Origin of the sequence: Aliiroseovarius sp. M344 (assembly GCF_025140835.1) — a bacterium.
In the GTDB taxonomy this organism is placed as follows: domain Bacteria; phylum Pseudomonadota; class Alphaproteobacteria; order Rhodobacterales; family Rhodobacteraceae; genus Aliiroseovarius.
On sequence record NZ_CP081153.1, the window covers coordinates 1,457,242 to 1,473,344 of the forward strand.

Here is a 16,103-nt window from a genome sequence, read left to right on the forward strand (position 1 = left end):
GGTCGGGCAGGCCCTTCTGAACCAGAAAAGAAAATGCTGGTCAAAGGGGCAAATCGCCCTTGAAAACAAGGGGCATAAAGCCCCGTTATCAAAGGGGCGGTACAGCCTCCGATAAAGAAAACGTCGCGCGCAAAGTGCGGCTGAACGCCGGAAACGGCTGGGCAGTTGGTCGCGTCATGCGGCCAAGGACGAGGCAAAGAGCAGGCATGTCAGGCAAGACAGTCTCGAAAGTTGTGGTTCTTCTGGGCGGTCCGTCGGCCGAACGGGAGGTCTCGCTGAGCTCCGGGCGCGAATGTGCCGCGGCGCTGAAAGGCGTGGGCTATGACGTGGTCGAGATTGACGCAGGCCCCGATCTTTCCGAGCGCCTGCGCGCAGAAGCCCCCGATGTTGTGTTCAATGCGCTGCATGGCCGCTGGGGCGAAGATGGCTGCGTGCAAGGCTTGCTTGAGTGGCTGCAAATCCCTTATACACATTCCGGTGTGTTGGCCTCGGCGCTTGCCATGGACAAGGAGCGTACGAAAGAGGTGTTTCGCACGGTCGGCCTTCCAGTCGTTGACAGTGTGCTGGCATCGGCTGACGAGGTGCGCGCCTGTCACGTGATGGATCCGCCCTATGTGGTGAAGCCCTATAACGAGGGCAGTTCGGTCGGCATCTATATTGTGCAGGACGGGGCGAACACGCCGCCCCAACTGGCACCAACCATGCCCAAGACGGTGATGGTTGAAACCTATGCGCCGGGGCGCGAGATGACGACCTCGGTCATGGGGGATCGCGCGCTTGGCGTCACGGATATCCTGACCGATGGCTGGTATGACTATAACGCGAAATATGCCGAAGGCGGATCGCGTCACGTCTTTCCCGCAGATATCCCCGCCGACATTGAAGCCGCCTGTCTGGATTATGCCCTACGCGCCCATAAGGTGTTGGGCTGTCGTGGTGTCAGCCGCACAGATTTCCGCTGGGACGAGGCCCGCGGGCTGGAAGGGTTGATCATTCTTGAAACCAACACGCAGCCGGGCATGACCCCGACATCGCTTGCGCCGGAACAGGCGCTGCACAACGGCATGTCGTTCGGTGAGTTTTGCGCTTGGATGGTGGAGGACGCATCATGCGATCGCTGAAACCCACCCAAAACCCCGCACAACATACCGGTGAATACCGGTCGGTTGCGGTATCACGGTCCTCTAAATCCAAGCTTGGGTCTTCGGGTCCTGGTGCCACGCGTCGCGATCCAGCGCCTTCACGCCTGGCCTATAAAGTTCATCGCCTTTGGCTGACGCCTTTCTTCCGCGCCTTTCTTCGGATAGGCCTGCCAGTCTTTCTCGTGCTGTTGGCGGTGGGTTGGTATTTTTCCAACCCCACGAACCGTTTTGCGATTGGCGAGAAGATCGCCCAAGTTCAGAGATCAGTACAGGAACGCCCCGAGTTCATGGTGAAACTGATGGCGGTTGAAGGCGCGTCTGTGGTTGTTGACGAAGCCGTGCGGCAGATGCTGCCAATCGACTTCCCAATTTCCAGTTTCGATCTGGATCTGGAACTGATGCGTCAGGAAATCACCACACTGGATGTCGTGGAAAAAGCCGAGCTGCGGATCCGGCCCGGCGGCGTTCTTGAAGTTGCCATCACCGAGCGCGAGCCGGTTATTGTCTGGCGCCACGATGGCATTCTCGACTTGTTGGACCGTACTGGTCACCGCGTTGCCAGCTTGCTGGCCCGTAACGGACGCTCTGATCTGCCGCTGATCGCAGGGGCAGGGGCGAATAAGTCGGTGCGCGAAGCGCTTGAGCTGATCAATACTGCCCGCCCCCTTGGCCACCAGTTGCGCGGACTAGTGCGCGTGGGTGAACGTCGTTGGGACGTGGTTTTGGCCACCAAGCAGCGCATTCTTTTGCCAGCGCAGGACCCTGTGGCCGCCCTTGAGCAGGTGATTGCGCTGGATCAGGCGCAAGAGGTGATGGCCCGTGACCTGACCGTAGTTGATATGAGAAACCCTTTGCGTCCAACGCTTCGACTGGCTGAACCCGCCGTCGACGAGCTGCGCCGCATCCGGGCAATTGAGTTTGGAGAAGACCCGCAATGACCGATATTTACAGCCAGCAGCGCGCCATGCGCTCGATGCGCGAAGCCGCCATGCAGCGAGGCGTCATTGCCGTTCTGGACATCGGCAGCGCAAAGATCGCCTGCCTGATCCTGCGCTTTGACGGTCCGGAGCAGTTTCGTGAAAGCGATGGGGTGGGTAGCCTGGCAGGTCAAAGCGCGTTTCGCGTGATCGGCGCTGCAACCACGCGGTCGCGCGGCGTGCGCTTCGGTGAAATTGATGCAATGCAGGAAACCGAGCGCGCCATCCGCACCGCCGTACAGGCGGCGCAGAAAATGGCCAATATTCGTGTCGATCATGTGATCGCATGTTTCTCGGGGGCAAACCCGCGCAGCTATGGCTTGGATGGCGTGGTCGAACTGAATAACGCTGCGGTCACCGAACAAGACGTGGCGCGCGTTCTTGCCTCTTGCGATATGCCCGAGATCGGCGAAGGGCGCGAGGTATTGCACGCGCAACCCGTGAATTTCGCACTGGATCACCGGTCAGGTCTGGGCGACCCGCGCGGGCAGATCGGCAACCGGTTGTCCGTCGATATGCATGTGATGACGGTGGACAGCGCAGTCATTCAGAACTTGCTGTACTGCATCAAACGCTGCGATCTTGAACTGGCGGGTCTCGCCAGTTCGGCCTATGTGTCCGGCATTTCGGCATTGGTGGAAGATGAACAAGAACTTGGCGCGGCCTGTGTTGATTTAGGCGGTGGATCAACTGGTCTGTCCATCTTTATGAAAAAGCACATGATTTATTCGGACAGCGTACGGCTAGGCGGGGATCATGTGACGTCGGACATCTCGAAGGGTTTGCAGGTGCCACTGTCGACGGCGGAACGGATCAAGACTTTCTATGGCGGCGTGGTCGCCACCGGGATGGATGACCGCGAGATGATCGAGATTGGCGGCGACACCGGCGATTGGGAACATGACCGGCGCACCGTGAGCCGGGCCGAGCTGATTGGCATCATGCGACCGCGAGTGGAAGAGATATTGGAAGAGGTGCGCAGCTGTCTGGACGCCTCGGGTTTTGAGCATCTGCCCAGTCAACAAATCGTGTTGACAGGTGGTGGCAGCCAGATACCCGGTCTGGACGGGCTCGCGCCGAAAATTCTGGGGCAACAGGTCCGCATCGGGCGTCCTCTGCGCGTTCAGGGACTACCGCAGGCGGCGACCGGAGCAGGGTTTGCGTCCTCTGTCGGGCTGTGTCTTTTCGCGGCGCACCCTCAGGACGAGTGGTGGGATTTTGACATTCCCGCCGAAAGCTACCCCGCACGCAGCCTGCGACGCGCCTTTAAGTGGTTCAAAGACAATTGGTGATCGCGCTACCCAAACCCCAATATACGGTGCGCTCGGCGAAATCCTGCTGAATATCTGCGCGTTGCCTCAATATTTTGCGGTTTTTCACGCCATTAGTGCGTGACGAAAGACCGTTTTTTAGGGTAACATGGGTGTAACGAGGCAGTAACCGGCGATTCAGTCGGAATTAATAGACAGCATTTGTCGACATCGGGGAACATCGGTGCGGCGCGGACATAGACAGGCGGACATATCATGACTTTGAACCTTACCATGCCCGGTCAGGAAGAGTTGAAACCTCGTATCACGGTATTTGGCGTGGGCGGTGCCGGTGGCAACGCGGTCAACAACATGATCGAGAAGGAACTCGAGGGCGTAGAATTCGTTGTAGCAAACACCGACGCGCAAGCATTGCAGCAGTCGCGATCGAAAGACCGCATTCAGATGGGTGTGAAGGTGACCGAGGGTCTGGGCGCTGGTGCGCGCGCATCGGTCGGCGCAGCCGCAGCTGAAGAGTCGATCGAACAGATCGTTGATCACCTTGCTGGCGCGCATATGTGCTTCATCACCGCCGGTATGGGCGGCGGCACCGGAACGGGCGCAGCCCCGATCATCGCGCAAGCTGCGCGTGAACTTGGTGTGCTGACCGTTGGCGTCGTGACCAAACCCTTCCAGTTCGAGGGCGCAAAACGTATGCGTCAGGCGGAAGAGGGCGTCGAAGCTCTGCAAAAGATGGTCGATACGCTGATCATCATTCCGAACCAGAACCTGTTCCGTCTGGCCAATGAGAAAACCACGTTCACCGAAGCATTCTCGATGGCGGATGACGTTCTTTATCAAGGCGTTAAGGGTGTAACGGACCTGATGGTTCGCCCCGGCCTTATCAACCTCGACTTTGCGGATGTCCGTGCCGTGATGGACGAGATGGGCAAAGCCATGATGGGAACCGGCGAGGCCGAAGGCGAAGATCGTGCCGTTCAGGCCGCCGAGAAAGCCATCGCCAACCCGCTTCTGGACGAAATCAGCCTGCGTGGCGCGAAGGGTGTGTTGATCAACATCACCGGCGGCTACGACCTGACGCTGTTCGAACTGGACGAAGCGGCCAACCGCATCCGCGAAGAGGTGGATCCGGACGCCAACATCATCGTTGGGTCGACGCTGGACACCGACATGGAAGGCGCAATGCGCGTGTCTGTTGTCGCGACCGGCATCGACGCCATGGACGTGAACACCGAAATGCCGATACCGCGTCGCAGTATGGCAAGCACGCTGCAAACACCGTTGGATGTTGAGCAGAAGATGGAAGCTCAAGCCCCTGATGCGGTTGCGGCCGCGGCAGCCATTGAAAACTCGCCAGCACCAGATGCTGGCAGGGCAGAGGTTGCCGCGAGCGAACCAACACTGTTTGGCGAAATGGAAAGCGAAGAAGACGACGCCCCGAAAGCTCCGTCCGAGAACGTATTCCAGGCCGATCAGGCCGGGGGCGATGTGCCTCCGCCGGCTTACCAGCCCCGTGAAAACGACGCGGCAACTTCCGCACCGGAGAGCCGCGATGCACCTGCCAGAAACTATGGCGATGAGCAGGATGTCGCGACATTTGTAGCCCCGCGGGCACCGGCACCGGGTACCCCGTCACCGGAAGCTCTGGCGCGTTTGCAGGCAGCGGTTCACAACCAGCCCCGCGCGCAAGGTGCACCTGCGGCGCAAGCTCCGTCACATGGGACCGCATCTGCGGCTCACGGTGGGTCAGCGCATGACAAGCCGCGGTTCGGGATCAATTCGCTGATCAACCGGATGACCGGGTCGGGCGTCGCTGGTGCAGAAGAACAAGCGCGCAGCCAACCTCCGGTCCAGTCGCATCAGCCGTCCCAGCCACAGGCACCGGCAGCGGACCCAGAGCAGGACAAGGTGGAAATTCCTGCCTTCCTGCGGCGCCAAGCCAACTAAACCATACAAACTTTTGGCGCGCGCGAGGTCTGCCTTGCGCGCGCCAATTGTTACGGCGCCGCCGCAGCATGAAACAATCAGCGGTGACATGCCGCCGCAGCCTTCACGAGCGTTTTGAGATCGGCCTGCCAAGTGGCGGGCCGTTTTCTTTTGTTACCAAAGTGTTGTGGGGCAAAGCTCGACCCGTCGGCGACCTCTTGCCGGGTCCAGATTTGATGTTACAGAGCGTTACAGAGGTTTGAATTGTTATTCCTCCGGGCAGGATTTACCTCTGACTTACCAAGCCCTACATGCTTGGTGCGCGTCAGACCTGCCGCCGCTTAAATAGGGAAAAGAACCTTTTTTGTGCACAGGGACTGTCGGGGGTGTTCGGATCAACCGGCGCCCAAGCGGCCCAAAGGCGTTTGCGGACTGTGCCACTCCACACAGGAACCCGAACGTCAGCGGCGACTGGCGCGGCAAAATTGATGGATTCATCGAGACCTCGTGTGACGAGGGGGGAATGAACCCGACTGAGGTAAAAAAGAGGCGACACGTGCAAACCACAGTTGCAAACACTGTATCCTTTACCGGCACCGGGCTCCATTCCGGGCGACCGGCGCGTATGCGTGTCCAACCTGCTTCGGCAGAATTTGGCATTTGGTTCAAACGCGTTGACGTCCTTGACCGCGACAATATGGTCCCGGCCCATTGGGCATCGGGCGTTCCGACGCCATTGTGCACATTGATCCGCAATGGTGCGGGTGTCGAAGTCAAAACCATCGAACATATCATGGCCGCGCTGGCTGGCTGCGGCATCCATAACGCGTTGGTCGAGCTTGACGGGCCTGAAGTGCCGATCATGGATGGCAGTGCCGCCCGTTTTGTCGATGGGCTGGTGAAGACGGGCGTGCGCGAGCTGGCAGCACCTGTGCGGGTGATCGAAGTTCTGAAAACGATCGAATACCGCGAGAACGATGGCGAACATGAGGTCTGGGCCAGGTTGGAGCCATCGGACGGGTTTGAAATCGATTTCCACATCTCGTTCCCGGACGCGGCCATTGGCACGCAGAATATGCGCCTGGATATGTCGAACGGAAATTTTGTCCGCGAGCTCAGCGACTGCCGCACCTTCTGCCGCCGCGCGGATGTTGATGCGATGCACGACGCCGGGCTGGCGCTTGGCGGCACGTATGACAATGCCGTTGTGGTTGATGGCGATGCGGTGCTGTCTCCGGGTGGCTTGCGCCGGGTGGACGAGGCTGTGCGCCACAAGATGCTGGACGCGCTGGGTGACCTTGCCTTGGCTGGTGCACCTTTGAAAGCGCGCTATGTTGGCCACCGTTCCGGGCATGCCATGACCAACAAGTTGCTTCGGACTCTGTTTGATACACCTGATGCGTGGCGGATGGTTGAATGTGACGCAGCCACGGCACGCCGGTTGCCGGGTGTTGGTGTGCGTCGGTCCGACCTGCCGATGACAGCCTGATTGCGGGCGGAACACATTGATTTCAAAGCCAATGCCACGTCCTTGCGCCGTGGCATTTTGCATATTTCATCCGTGATCGGGTGCGGTAATATGGGCCAAGTGACCTGAAGCTGTGAAAATTGCCGAGCAAACCATTTTGCCTCGAAAATTTCTGTGCTAGGACAGGCAGGAACAGTTCGGACCTTTGGGTCGAATAATAAAATTTTGGGGTGGCACCGGTGATGATCCGCGTGAATTTTGGCAAAGCTAAAGCGTTTCACAAAGAACCTGCATTTCAGCTTTTTGCGAAACGCAGCGCGACATCAGAGCGTTGTGCACGTTTCACCTTGAACGCCTGCGGCAAGATCAAAGCAAGACGCTTTATCGGCGTCGCGCTGGTGTCTGGCATGGTTCTGTCCTCTTGCGGTGGCGGCTCTGGCAGTCTTGGGTTCGGCAGTCTTGGCGGAAGCTCGGGCGGCGGCGGTGGATCAGGCGGCGGCCTGTTCGGCGGCTTTACAAAACCGGTCGAGAAAAAGCCCATTGATCAATGGACTGCGGAAGAGATTTTCAAGCGCGGCGAATATGATCTGGAACGCGGTGATCCCTCGGAAGCGGCGAAATGGTTCGGCGAGGTTGAACGCCTTTATCCTTATTCCGAATGGGCCAAACGCGGTCTGATCATGCAGGCGTTTTCGTTCCACAAGGACCGCGACTATGAACAGTCTCGTGCCAGTGCCCAGCGGTATATCGACTTCTATCCTGCGTCTGAGGATGCAGCCTATGCGCAATATCTTCTCGCGCTGAGCTATTATGACCAGATCGACGAAATCGGCCGTGACCAAGGTCTGACCTATCAGGCGTTGCAGTCGCTGCGCACCGTGATCGAACGCTATCCCGATACCGAATATGCAAAGTCGGCGATCTTGAAATTTGACCTGGCCTTTGACCACCTTGCGGCAAAGGAAATGGAAATCGGGCGTTACTATCTGAAGCGCAAGCATTACTCGTCCGCCATTAATCGCTTCCGTGTGGTGGTTGAGCAGTTCCAGACGACAACCCATGTGGCCGAGGCGCTGCACCGTCTTGTGGAAAGCTATCTGTCGCTTGGGCTGGTCAATGAAGCCCAGACGGCTGGCGCAATTCTGGGTCATAACTTCCAATCGACCGTATGGTATGAAAGCAGCTATCGTCTGCTGACCAAAGCCGGTTTGAAACCCGAAGCAAAAGGCAACAACTGGCTGAACGGGGTGTACCGCCAGTTGATCAAAGGCGAATGGCTCTGATCCCTCACTGGGGCAGGGCTGTGCACGACCGAGGGCGCTATGCTGCGTGGTCTTGATATCCGCGACCTTCTGATCATTGACCGGCTGGAACTTGAGTTTCAGCCGGGATTGAACGTGCTGACTGGCGAAACCGGGGCGGGCAAATCCATTTTGCTGGACAGTCTGGGGTTTGTGCTGGGGTGGCGCGGGCGGGCCGATCTTGTGCGGGCTGGCGCCGAGCAAGGCGAAGTGACCGCGATCTTTGATCTGCCGGTTGCCCATCCGGCCCGGGCCGTTCTGGACGACGCCGGATTGCCAGTTGAGGACGAGTTGGTGTTGCGCCGGGTGAATCGCGCCGATGGTCGCAAAACCGCATGGGTCAACGACCGCCGCGCATCCGGAGACGTGCTGCGCGCGCTGTCGGACACGTTGGTCGAGCTGCACGGCCAGCAAGACGACCGGGGGCTTCTGAACCCCCGCGTGCACCGGCAGTTGCTGGACGAATTCGGCGGGTTGTCGAAGCAACTCGACACAACCCGGATTGCATGGCGGGATCTGAGCAAAGCGCAGCGGGCCCTGGATCAAGCCCGCGCAGATCTGCAAGCTGCACAGGCTGAAGAAGAGTTTTTGCGCCACGCCGTCGGTGAATTGGATGCACTTTCCCCCGAGCCGGGCGAGGATGCAGAGCTCGACAGTCGGCGTCGTTTGATGCAGGCGGCTGAGCGGATCGGCGAAGACATTACAAAAGCCTATCAAGCGCTGAGCGACGGTGAAGGGGCCGAGGCACGAACCGGCGATGCGCTGCGCTGGTTGGAAGACGTGGCCGATCAGGCAGGCGAAGCGCTCGATCCGCCGATCTCGGCGCTTGGCCGTGCGCTGGCTGAACTTGGCGACGCCGTGCAGGGGGTCGAGGCGGCGTTGGACGCTCTGTCCTTCAACCCGCATGAACTTGAGGTCGTCGAAGAGCGGTTGTTTGCGATCCGTGCGATGGCCCGCAAACATCAGGTGGCCCCGGATGACTTGGGTGACTTTGCAGACGGCCTGCGGGCGCGCCTTGTTGCACTGGACGCGGGCGTCGGTGCCATCGGCGGACTGGAACAGGATGTCAGTCAGGCGCAGGTCCATTATGATGCGGCTGCCACCGCACTAAGCGGTGCCCGCTCCGTGGCCGCAGCGGAACTGGACAAGGCGATGTCGGGCGAGCTTGCGCCTTTGAAAATGGAACGCGCCATTTTCACCACTGCTTTATCGGTGGCCGAAGCCGGGCCAGAGGGTCGTGATCAGGTCACGTTCACCGTTGCCACCAATCCCGGCGCGCCGTCTGGTCCGCTGAACAAGATCGCATCGGGGGGCGAGCTCAGCCGGTTTCTTCTGGCCTTGAAAGTTTGCCTGACCCGCGAAGCCGACGGGCTGACCATGATCTTTGACGAGATTGATCGCGGCGTCGGCGGCGCAACAGCCGATGCTGTGGGGCGCCGCCTGTCGGCCTTGTCGGCTGGCGGGCAGGTGTTGGTCGTGACCCACAGCCCACAAGTCGCCGCTTTGGGCGATCATCACTGGCAGGTTCAGAAATCGGTCTCGGATGGCATGACGCGGTCCACGGTTGAACCGCTCAGCGCATCGGCCCGCGTGGACGAGGTCGCGCGTATGATCTCAGGCGACACCATCACCGAAGCGGGGCGGGCGGCTGCGAAAGAATTGCTGGGCGGGTGATCTGCTTCACGGCTGCGGCACCAGCTTGCCGGGGTTCAGGATGCCGGTTGGGTCTAACGCCGATTTGATATCGCCCATCACCGACCACGCGGCGCCATGTTCTGTTTCCATTAAGTCCAGCTTGCCCATACCTATCCCGTGCTCTCCGGTGATGGTGCCGCCCATGGCAATGGCACGGTCGCTCATCCGGGTGGCCAGCGCTTTGGCCGTGGCTTTCTCCGCCTCGTTGCCGTCCTCGATCAACAGGATCGCATGGAAATTTCCGTCGCCGACATGACCAAGGATTGGTCCCAGCAGGCCAGAGGCGATGATATCTAACTGCGTTTCCTCGACCGCCTGTGCCAGCTTTGATATTGGTACGCAGATATCTGTCACCACAGCTCGTGCGCCCGGGCGCAGCGACAGGACAGCATAGTAGGCATGGTGGCGGATTTTCCAAAGCGCGTTGCGATCCTCAGTGCGGGTCGCGTGTTGGTAGCCGGTCGCGCCGAAGTCCTTCACAATCTTGCCAAAGCCCTCGCTCGCTTCGGCAACGGCGGCGGGGCTGCCGTGAAATTCGACCAGAAGATGCGGGCATTCGGGCATATCAGTGCCGGCATAGCCGTTGAAGGCGCGCGCGGTGTCGGCGTCGACGAACTCGATCCGCGCCATCGGAATGCCCATCTGGATCACTTGCTGAACGGCGCCCACAGCCGCTGCCATGTCCGCGAAGGCGCAGATGCCTGCGTTGATCTGCTCGGGGATACCATGCAGGCGCAGGGTCAGTTCAGTGATGATGCCCAACGTCCCCTCGGATCCCAGAAACAGCGCGGTCATATCATAGCCCGACGCAGATTTCGCGGCGCGCGAGCCAGTTTTGATGATCCGTCCGTCGGCCAGCACAACCGTCAGTCCCAACACATTGTCGCGCATTGAGCCATAACGCACCGTTGTCGTGCCAGATGCGCGCGTCGCCGCCATCCCCCCGATCGAGGCATTGGCCCCGGGATCGACCGGAAAGAACACCCCAAGCGTGCGCAATTCGTGGTTCAGGTCTTCGCGGGTCAGGCCGGGTTGGACAACCGCGATCATGTCGCCGGGATCGGCGCTGATGACGGCGTTCATGCGCGACATGTTCAGGCAGACACCGCCCGAAGGCGCGCTTGTGTGACCCTCAAGCGATGTGCCCGCGCCGAATGGGATGACCGGAACGTTAGCGCCGTGGCACAGTTGCAGAATGCGGCTGACCTCGTTCGTGGTCTCAGGCCAGACCACCGCATCAGGGGGCGCCGGGGCGAAATGGCTTTCGGAACCGCCATGGTGCAACAGATCGGACTTGGAGCGGCTGAGCCGATCGCCTAGCATGGACGAAAGCTCGGTTAACACGGTGTCGATGGTCATCCCATCCTCCCCAGCAAAGCCGGCACAACTTATGGTAAATGCGTGATCTTGGGAAGGGCTGCGCGGGCGGGGGACCATGCCTAATCGGCTAAAATTGTTCTTAGATCGCGCTTGGCGGGATTTGACCGAACGGGCCTCTACCGGTTGGCATATTCTGATCGAAAAAGGACCAAGCCAACTTCAGTTCTGGTTGATTGCTTTGGTGATTGGCATCGCATCCGGTTTCGCCGCGTTGGGATTTCGAAAAGGGATCGAAACCCTTCAGGCGACGATCTATGGCACCGATGATTTGGCCCATTTGCACAGCTTTGCCGGCACCTTGCCATGGTATTGGGTGCTGCTTATCCCAGCGTTCGGCGGGTTGGTGGTCGGGATCATTCTGAATTGGTTTACCCATGATGGCCGCGTGCGGGCTGTCGCCGATGTGATCGAGGGCGCCGCCTTGTGGGACGGACGCGTCGAAAAGCGGGCCGGGCTGGGCTCGGCTCTGGCGTCGATGATCACGCTGTCGACAGGCGGGTCGTCGGGCCGCGAAGGTCCGGTTGTTCATCTGGCTGCCGTCATTTCAACTTGGGTGTCGGCCCGGATCAATGCCAACGGCGTGACCGGGCGCGATCTGCTGGGCTGCGCGGTGGCCGCGGCTGTGTCCGCCAGCTTTAACGCGCCGATTGCGGGCGCACTCTTTGCCTTGGAGGTCGTGCTGCGCCATTTCGCCGTGCACGCCTTTGCTCCGATTGCGATCGCGTCGGTCGCGGGAACCGTCATCAACCGGATCGAATATGGCGACGTGACTGAGTTCATTCTGCCCGCCGAAGGGGCACTGGATTTCTATGTCGAACTGCCTGCCTTTCTGCTCCTTGGTCTTGTCTGTGGCGTGGTTGCGGTCGTGCTGATGCGCTCGATCTTCTGGGCCGAGGATGTGGGCGATGCGGCGCAAAAAGCACTGCGGTTGCCCAAGGTGCTGCGACCGGCATTGGCCGGGTTGATGCTGGGCATGATCGCCATTTGGTATCCGCATATCATCGGCGTCGGGTATGAAACGACCTCGGTCGCGCTGACCGGGGGGCTGGATCTGCAACTGGCGATCACTTTCGTCATCGTCAAGGTTGCCGCTGTGGCGATCACCATGGCGGGGCGTATGGGTGGCGGTGTCTTTTCACCGGCTTTGATGGTTGGCGCGCTGAGCGGGTTGGCCTTCGGGATCGTGGCAACTGCGATTTTCCCCGACGTGTCTGGTTCGCAAACGCTCTATGCCCTTGCTGGCATGGGCGCGGTCGCCGCGGCTGTGCTGGGCGCGCCGATTTCGACCACCCTGATCGTGTTTGAATTGACCGGGGACTGGCAGATCGGGATCGCCGTGATGGCTGCAGTGTCCTTGTCCACCGCACTGGCCAGCCGTTGGGTCGACAGAAGCTTTTTCCTAACCCAATTGGAACGGCGCGGCATTCACCTTGCCGCTGGCCCTCAGGCCTATCTTTTATCGACTGTGCGTGTGGCATCGATCATGCGCGATCAGAAACATGACCGCGCTGCCGGGGAAGAGCTGTGCTGGGAGTTGATCGAACAAGGGATTTATGTTGACGGAAACGCCACGCTGGAAACTGTCATGCCGATGTTCGAGACTTCGAGCGCTCGGTTTATTCCTGTCGTCACACTGGGGGGAGAGGGCGATCCGCCCGAGCTGTGGGGCGCTGTGTTTCAGGTGGATGCGCTAAAGGCGTTCAACCGAGCCTTGGCCGAAACCGCCAAGGAAGAGCACAGTTAACGGTGGCTGTTAGGTCAGGAGGAGGAGAGCGCACGGCTAAGCGCGCAGAATTCTTCGATCCCGATTTCCTCGGCGCGCGATGTGGGTTGGATACCAACAGATAACAGCACGTCTTGAATATCCGGGTGCAGCCCCTTCAGGGACGCACGTAGCATTTTTCGTCGCTGCCCAAATGCTTTCGCCACAAGGGATTGCAGCTTGTCCGCATCCGCCTCGAAGCGGGGCGCAGGCAGGGCGTCGAAATGCACGACGGCAGAATGGATCTTGGGCGGCGGGGTAAAGGCCTCGGGCGGCAGTTCCATCACCACACGGGGCGTGGTGCGCCATTGGGACAGCACAGCAAGGCGACCATATTTCTTTGATCCGGGTTGGGCCACGATCCGTTCGGCGACCTCTTTCTGAAACATCAGCGTCAGGCTGTCCCAGACCGGCGGCCAGCTGGGCGGCGTGAGCCACCGCACCAAAAGCTCGGTTCCGACATTATAGGGCAAGTTCGCCACGATGCGGATGGGCGGGGTCAAATGGTCCAGCGGGTCAAGGGTCAGCGCATCGGCATTGATGATCTGCAACCGGTCGGGATAGACCGCCTGAATTTCGGCCAGCGGGGCCATGGCGCGGCTGTCCTTTTCGACCGCCAACACCTTGCGAGCGCCTTCGACCAGCAACCCGCGGGTCAGGCCGCCGGGGCCGGGGCCGATTTCCAGCACGTCGGAGTTTTCCAGATCGCCCGCCAACCGTGCGATCTTGGCGGTCAGGTTCAGATCGAGCAGGAAGTTCTGGCCAAGCGATTTCTTGGCAATCAAGCCGTGGGTCGCAATGACCTCGCGCAGGGGGGGCAGGCCGTCGATCTGGCTCATGTCTGGCGCTCCTGACGGGCGCGACCCATCTGGTGGGCCATGCGCAGTGCGGCGATCAGCGAGCTTGGGTCAGCTTTGTCCGTGCCCGCAATGTCGAAGGCGGTGCCGTGGTCAGGCGATGTGCGCACAAAAGGCAAACCAAGCGTGACATTGACCCCGCCAGCAAAGTCGATTGTCTTGATCGGGATCAGAGCTTGATCATGATACATGCAGATGGCCGCGTCGTAATTGGCGCGGGCTGCGGCGTGAAACATGGTGTCGGCCGATAATGGCCCGGTCAGGTCAAACCCGCCAGCGCGCAGGTCGTCCAGCAACGGCGCAATCATCTCGATCTCTTCGCGGCCCATCGCGCCGCCTTCGCCTGCATGGGGGTTCAGGCCAGCCACCGCAATGCGCGGAGAGGGAAGGCCGAAATCTTTGATCAGGGCGGCATGTGTGGTGTGAATGACTTGCCTCAGCAGCGCTGGCGTCAGCTTGGCCGGCACCTCGGACAGGGCGATATGGATCGTGGCGGGCACCACGCGCAGCCCCTCGCAGGCCAGCATCATCACCACGTCCGCGCCACCGGCTAGGTGGGCAAGAAATTCAGTATGGCCGGGGAAGGGAAAGTCCGCCCCATCTTTCAGCGCTTTCTTGTGGATCGGGTTGGTGCAAACGGCCAGTGCCTCGCCGGTTTGGGCAAGCGCAACGGCGCGTTCGATCACCCCAATCACGTGCTGAGCGTGCGTTGGTTGAGGCTGGCCAGGATTGCGCGGGCTGTCGAAGGGATGCGGCAGGATCGGCAATGACGTTGCAGTGATCGCATCGCCAGGCGTGTCGATTTCAGTATACGCGGTGCCGGACGGCAGGTGAGTGGGATCGCCGATCACAAAAAACGGGACCTGACCCTTCAAGGCCTCAAAAGCAGGTCCTGCGATATCAGGGCCTATACCGGCGGGCTCGCCCATGGTCAGCGCCACCGGCGACACAACGCCCCTGGGCAACGCGTGAGGGGTCATTGGCCGGTGTAATCTTCGATATAGGCGGCGGCCTTCAACTCGTCCAGATAGGCATTGGCAAAGCTTTGAAGGCGTTGGTTCTGCAGCTGTAGTTTGATGTCCTCGCGGCTGATTTCTTCTGGCAGATCGCGGGTGCGCGAACACAGCATCAGGAAGACAAGGTTCTGACCAGAGGCTGACGTCAGTCCGGTCGAAACCTCGCCCTCGTCCAGTTTGGCCAGTTCCAGCGCGTAATTGGAAGGCACCTGCGCCATCGGCAAAGCTTCACGCTGCAATTGTGAGGGCGGCAGGTCTTTGACAATGCCGTAAAGGTCATCGCATCTGTCCGCCTTGGCGCGGATCTTAGCGGCCTCGGTCAAAGTCTTTTCGCTGCGGCCACCCGGCAGCAGCAACGTCGCATAGTCGACCGTCACACTGGCTGGTGCGGGTGCGTCGGTTTCTTCAATGGCGCGCAATTGGAACACGGCAACGCCGTTCTTGACGGGGATCGGATCACTGACGTGGCCGGGGGCCAGTGGCAGGATCTGCGCGGCCACCGCTGGGGGCAGGTTCGACAGGTCGATCCACTCCAACCGGCCCGAGCGTCCGCGCGACGGTGCCACCGAATACTGCCGCGCAGCCGATGCGAATGCGGGCAGGGTGGTGATCTGGCTGAGTTCGGATGCGCGCGCATTTGAAATTTGCATCTGCGCCGGGGTCTGTGCAGGCAGGATGATCTCTGACAGCAGAACGCGAACACCTGCACCAGGGCGGGTCAATGCAAGCTGGCGATCAACCTCGTCATCTGTCACCTGAACGCGACCGGCCCAACGGGCGCGCACAACAGCCCGCCATGCAATCCCGCCCGAAACGAAATCGCGGAACGTTTCAGGGGCGATGCCAGCTTGCGCAATGATCTTGTTAAAGGATTCGACATCCAGGTTGAACCGGCCAGTGAATTCTTCCATCCCCGCCAGCAATTCTTCTGCGGTGGGTTCGACATCGACAAGCTCGGCGGCCTGCCGTTGCAACGCCTCGTTGGTCAGTTGCTCTATCGCCAGCTCATTCAGATTGCCCGGCGCTTTCAGGATGGTCAGAAAGGCGATGCGCTGGGACAGCTCATAGGCGGTGATCACGCGATCATTGATTTTCTTTACCGGGGCGAAAAGGTCCTGTGCTGTCGCCTTGGTTGCCCCCAAAGACGTAATGATCAGCAAGCCAGCCACCAGCGCCACGGCGATACGCGGTGTCCAACGGAGTTTCGGCAACAAACTTGTGCGGATGTTGATCATGCGGTTCGCCATATTCTGTCCGATCTGCTCTTCGTCATCTCAATCTTCTGTTCCGGTCCGGTCATTAACAAGG

General features: G+C 60.1%; 12 protein-coding genes. 8 read left to right on the forward strand and 4 right to left on the reverse strand.

All coding sequences use genetic code 11. The features are described 5' to 3' along the window. Nucleotides 1-206: 206 nt before the first annotated feature. The 7 genes from K3556_RS07125 to recN all read left to right on the forward strand — a co-directional run bounded on the left by K3556_RS07125 (nucleotide 207) and on the right by recN (nucleotide 9,759). Entirely contained in the window at nucleotides 207-1,121 is a 915-nt protein-coding gene (locus K3556_RS07125; protein ID WP_260519023.1) for a D-alanine--D-alanine ligase, read from the forward strand. After that, the gene (locus K3556_RS07130; protein ID WP_260519024.1) at nucleotides 1,109-2,080 is read left to right on the forward strand and encodes a cell division protein FtsQ/DivIB; all 972 of its coding nucleotides are present in this window, start codon (nucleotides 1,109-1,111) and stop codon (nucleotides 2,078-2,080) included. The genes K3556_RS07125 and K3556_RS07130 overlap by 13 nt, the downstream gene beginning before the upstream one ends. After that, entirely contained in the window at nucleotides 2,077-3,411 is a 1,335-nt protein-coding gene (ftsA, locus tag K3556_RS07135) for a cell division protein FtsA (RefSeq protein WP_260519025.1), read from the forward strand. Before K3556_RS07130 ends, ftsA begins: the two co-directional genes overlap by 4 nt. A gap of 234 nt (nucleotides 3,412-3,645) precedes the next feature. Further along, nucleotides 3,646-5,337 carry a cell division protein FtsZ gene (ftsZ, locus tag K3556_RS07140; RefSeq protein WP_260519026.1) on the forward strand — a complete coding sequence of 564 codons (1,692 nt, stop codon included), beginning with the start codon at nucleotides 3,646-3,648 and terminating at the stop codon, nucleotides 5,335-5,337. Between the two features lie 535 nt (nucleotides 5,338-5,872). Further along, a complete protein-coding gene (lpxC, locus tag K3556_RS07145) occupies nucleotides 5,873-6,805 on the forward strand; it encodes a UDP-3-O-acyl-N-acetylglucosamine deacetylase (protein WP_260519027.1) in 933 nt (310 codons plus the stop codon). Nucleotides 6,806-7,191: 386 nt separating this feature from the next. Beyond that, on the forward strand, nucleotides 7,192-8,067 hold the full coding sequence (locus K3556_RS07150; RefSeq protein WP_260519193.1) for an outer membrane protein assembly factor BamD: 876 nt from the start codon (nucleotides 7,192-7,194) through the stop codon (nucleotides 8,065-8,067). Between the two features lie 39 nt (nucleotides 8,068-8,106). Next, complete coding sequence (recN, locus tag K3556_RS07155) at nucleotides 8,107-9,759, forward strand: DNA repair protein RecN (RefSeq protein ID WP_260519028.1); 1,653 nt, start codon at nucleotides 8,107-8,109, stop codon at nucleotides 9,757-9,759. 6 nt (nucleotides 9,760-9,765) lie between these two features. Here the strand turns inward: recN and K3556_RS07160 are convergent, their stop codons facing one another. After that, complete coding sequence (locus K3556_RS07160) at nucleotides 9,766-11,139, reverse strand: FAD-binding oxidoreductase (protein ID WP_260519029.1); 1,374 nt, start codon at nucleotides 11,137-11,139, stop codon at nucleotides 9,766-9,768. Between the two features lie 76 nt (nucleotides 11,140-11,215). Between K3556_RS07160 and K3556_RS07165 the strand changes: the two genes are divergently transcribed. Beyond that, the gene (locus K3556_RS07165; protein WP_260519030.1) at nucleotides 11,216-12,904 is read left to right on the forward strand and encodes a chloride channel protein; all 1,689 of its coding nucleotides are present in this window, start codon (nucleotides 11,216-11,218) and stop codon (nucleotides 12,902-12,904) included. Nucleotides 12,905-12,918: 14 nt separating this feature from the next. On the opposite strand, the gene rsmA is transcribed toward K3556_RS07165, so the two are convergent. Genes rsmA through K3556_RS07180 form a run of 3 tightly spaced genes read right to left on the reverse strand, consistent with a single transcriptional unit; the run spans nucleotide 12,919 to nucleotide 16,042 of the window. After that, entirely contained in the window at nucleotides 12,919-13,761 is an 843-nt protein-coding gene (gene rsmA, locus K3556_RS07170; RefSeq protein WP_260519031.1) for a 16S rRNA (adenine(1518)-N(6)/adenine(1519)-N(6))-dimethyltransferase RsmA, read from the reverse strand. Then, nucleotides 13,758-14,759 (reverse strand): 4-hydroxythreonine-4-phosphate dehydrogenase PdxA, encoded by a 1,002-nt coding sequence (gene pdxA / locus K3556_RS07175; protein WP_260519032.1) that lies wholly within the window; start codon nucleotides 14,757-14,759, stop codon nucleotides 13,758-13,760. The genes rsmA and pdxA overlap by 4 nt, the downstream gene beginning before the upstream one ends. Further along, nucleotides 14,756-16,042, reverse strand: a complete 1,287-nt coding sequence (locus K3556_RS07180) for a peptidylprolyl isomerase (protein ID WP_260519033.1) — start codon at nucleotides 16,040-16,042, stop codon at nucleotides 14,756-14,758. Before K3556_RS07180 ends, pdxA begins: the two co-directional genes overlap by 4 nt. Between the last annotated feature and the right edge of the window lie 61 nt (nucleotides 16,043-16,103).

Coding starts and splice junctions, on each gene's coding strand:
- K3556_RS07125 (WP_260519023.1), top strand. CDS start 207: ATGTCAGGCAAGACAGTCTCGAAAGTTGTGGTTCTTCTGGGCGGTCCG.
- K3556_RS07130 (WP_260519024.1), top strand. CDS start 1,109: ATGCGATCGCTGAAACCCACCCAAAACCCCGCACAACATACCGGTGAA.
- ftsA (WP_260519025.1), top strand. CDS start 2,077: ATGACCGATATTTACAGCCAGCAGCGCGCCATGCGCTCGATGCGCGAA.
- ftsZ (WP_260519026.1), top strand. CDS start 3,646: ATGACTTTGAACCTTACCATGCCCGGTCAGGAAGAGTTGAAACCTCGT.
- K3556_RS07150 (WP_260519193.1), top strand. CDS start 7,192: ATGGTTCTGTCCTCTTGCGGTGGCGGCTCTGGCAGTCTTGGGTTCGGC.
- recN (WP_260519028.1), top strand. CDS start 8,107: ATGCTGCGTGGTCTTGATATCCGCGACCTTCTGATCATTGACCGGCTG.
- K3556_RS07160 (WP_260519029.1), bottom strand. CDS start 11,139: ATGACCATCGACACCGTGTTAACCGAGCTTTCGTCCATGCTAGGCGAT.
- K3556_RS07165 (WP_260519030.1), top strand. CDS start 11,216: ATGCCTAATCGGCTAAAATTGTTCTTAGATCGCGCTTGGCGGGATTTG.
- rsmA (WP_260519031.1), bottom strand. CDS start 13,761: ATGAGCCAGATCGACGGCCTGCCCCCCCTGCGCGAGGTCATTGCGACC.
- pdxA (WP_260519032.1), bottom strand. CDS start 14,759: ATGACCCCTCACGCGTTGCCCAGGGGCGTTGTGTCGCCGGTGGCGCTG.
- K3556_RS07180 (WP_260519033.1), bottom strand. CDS start 16,042: ATGGCGAACCGCATGATCAACATCCGCACAAGTTTGTTGCCGAAACTC.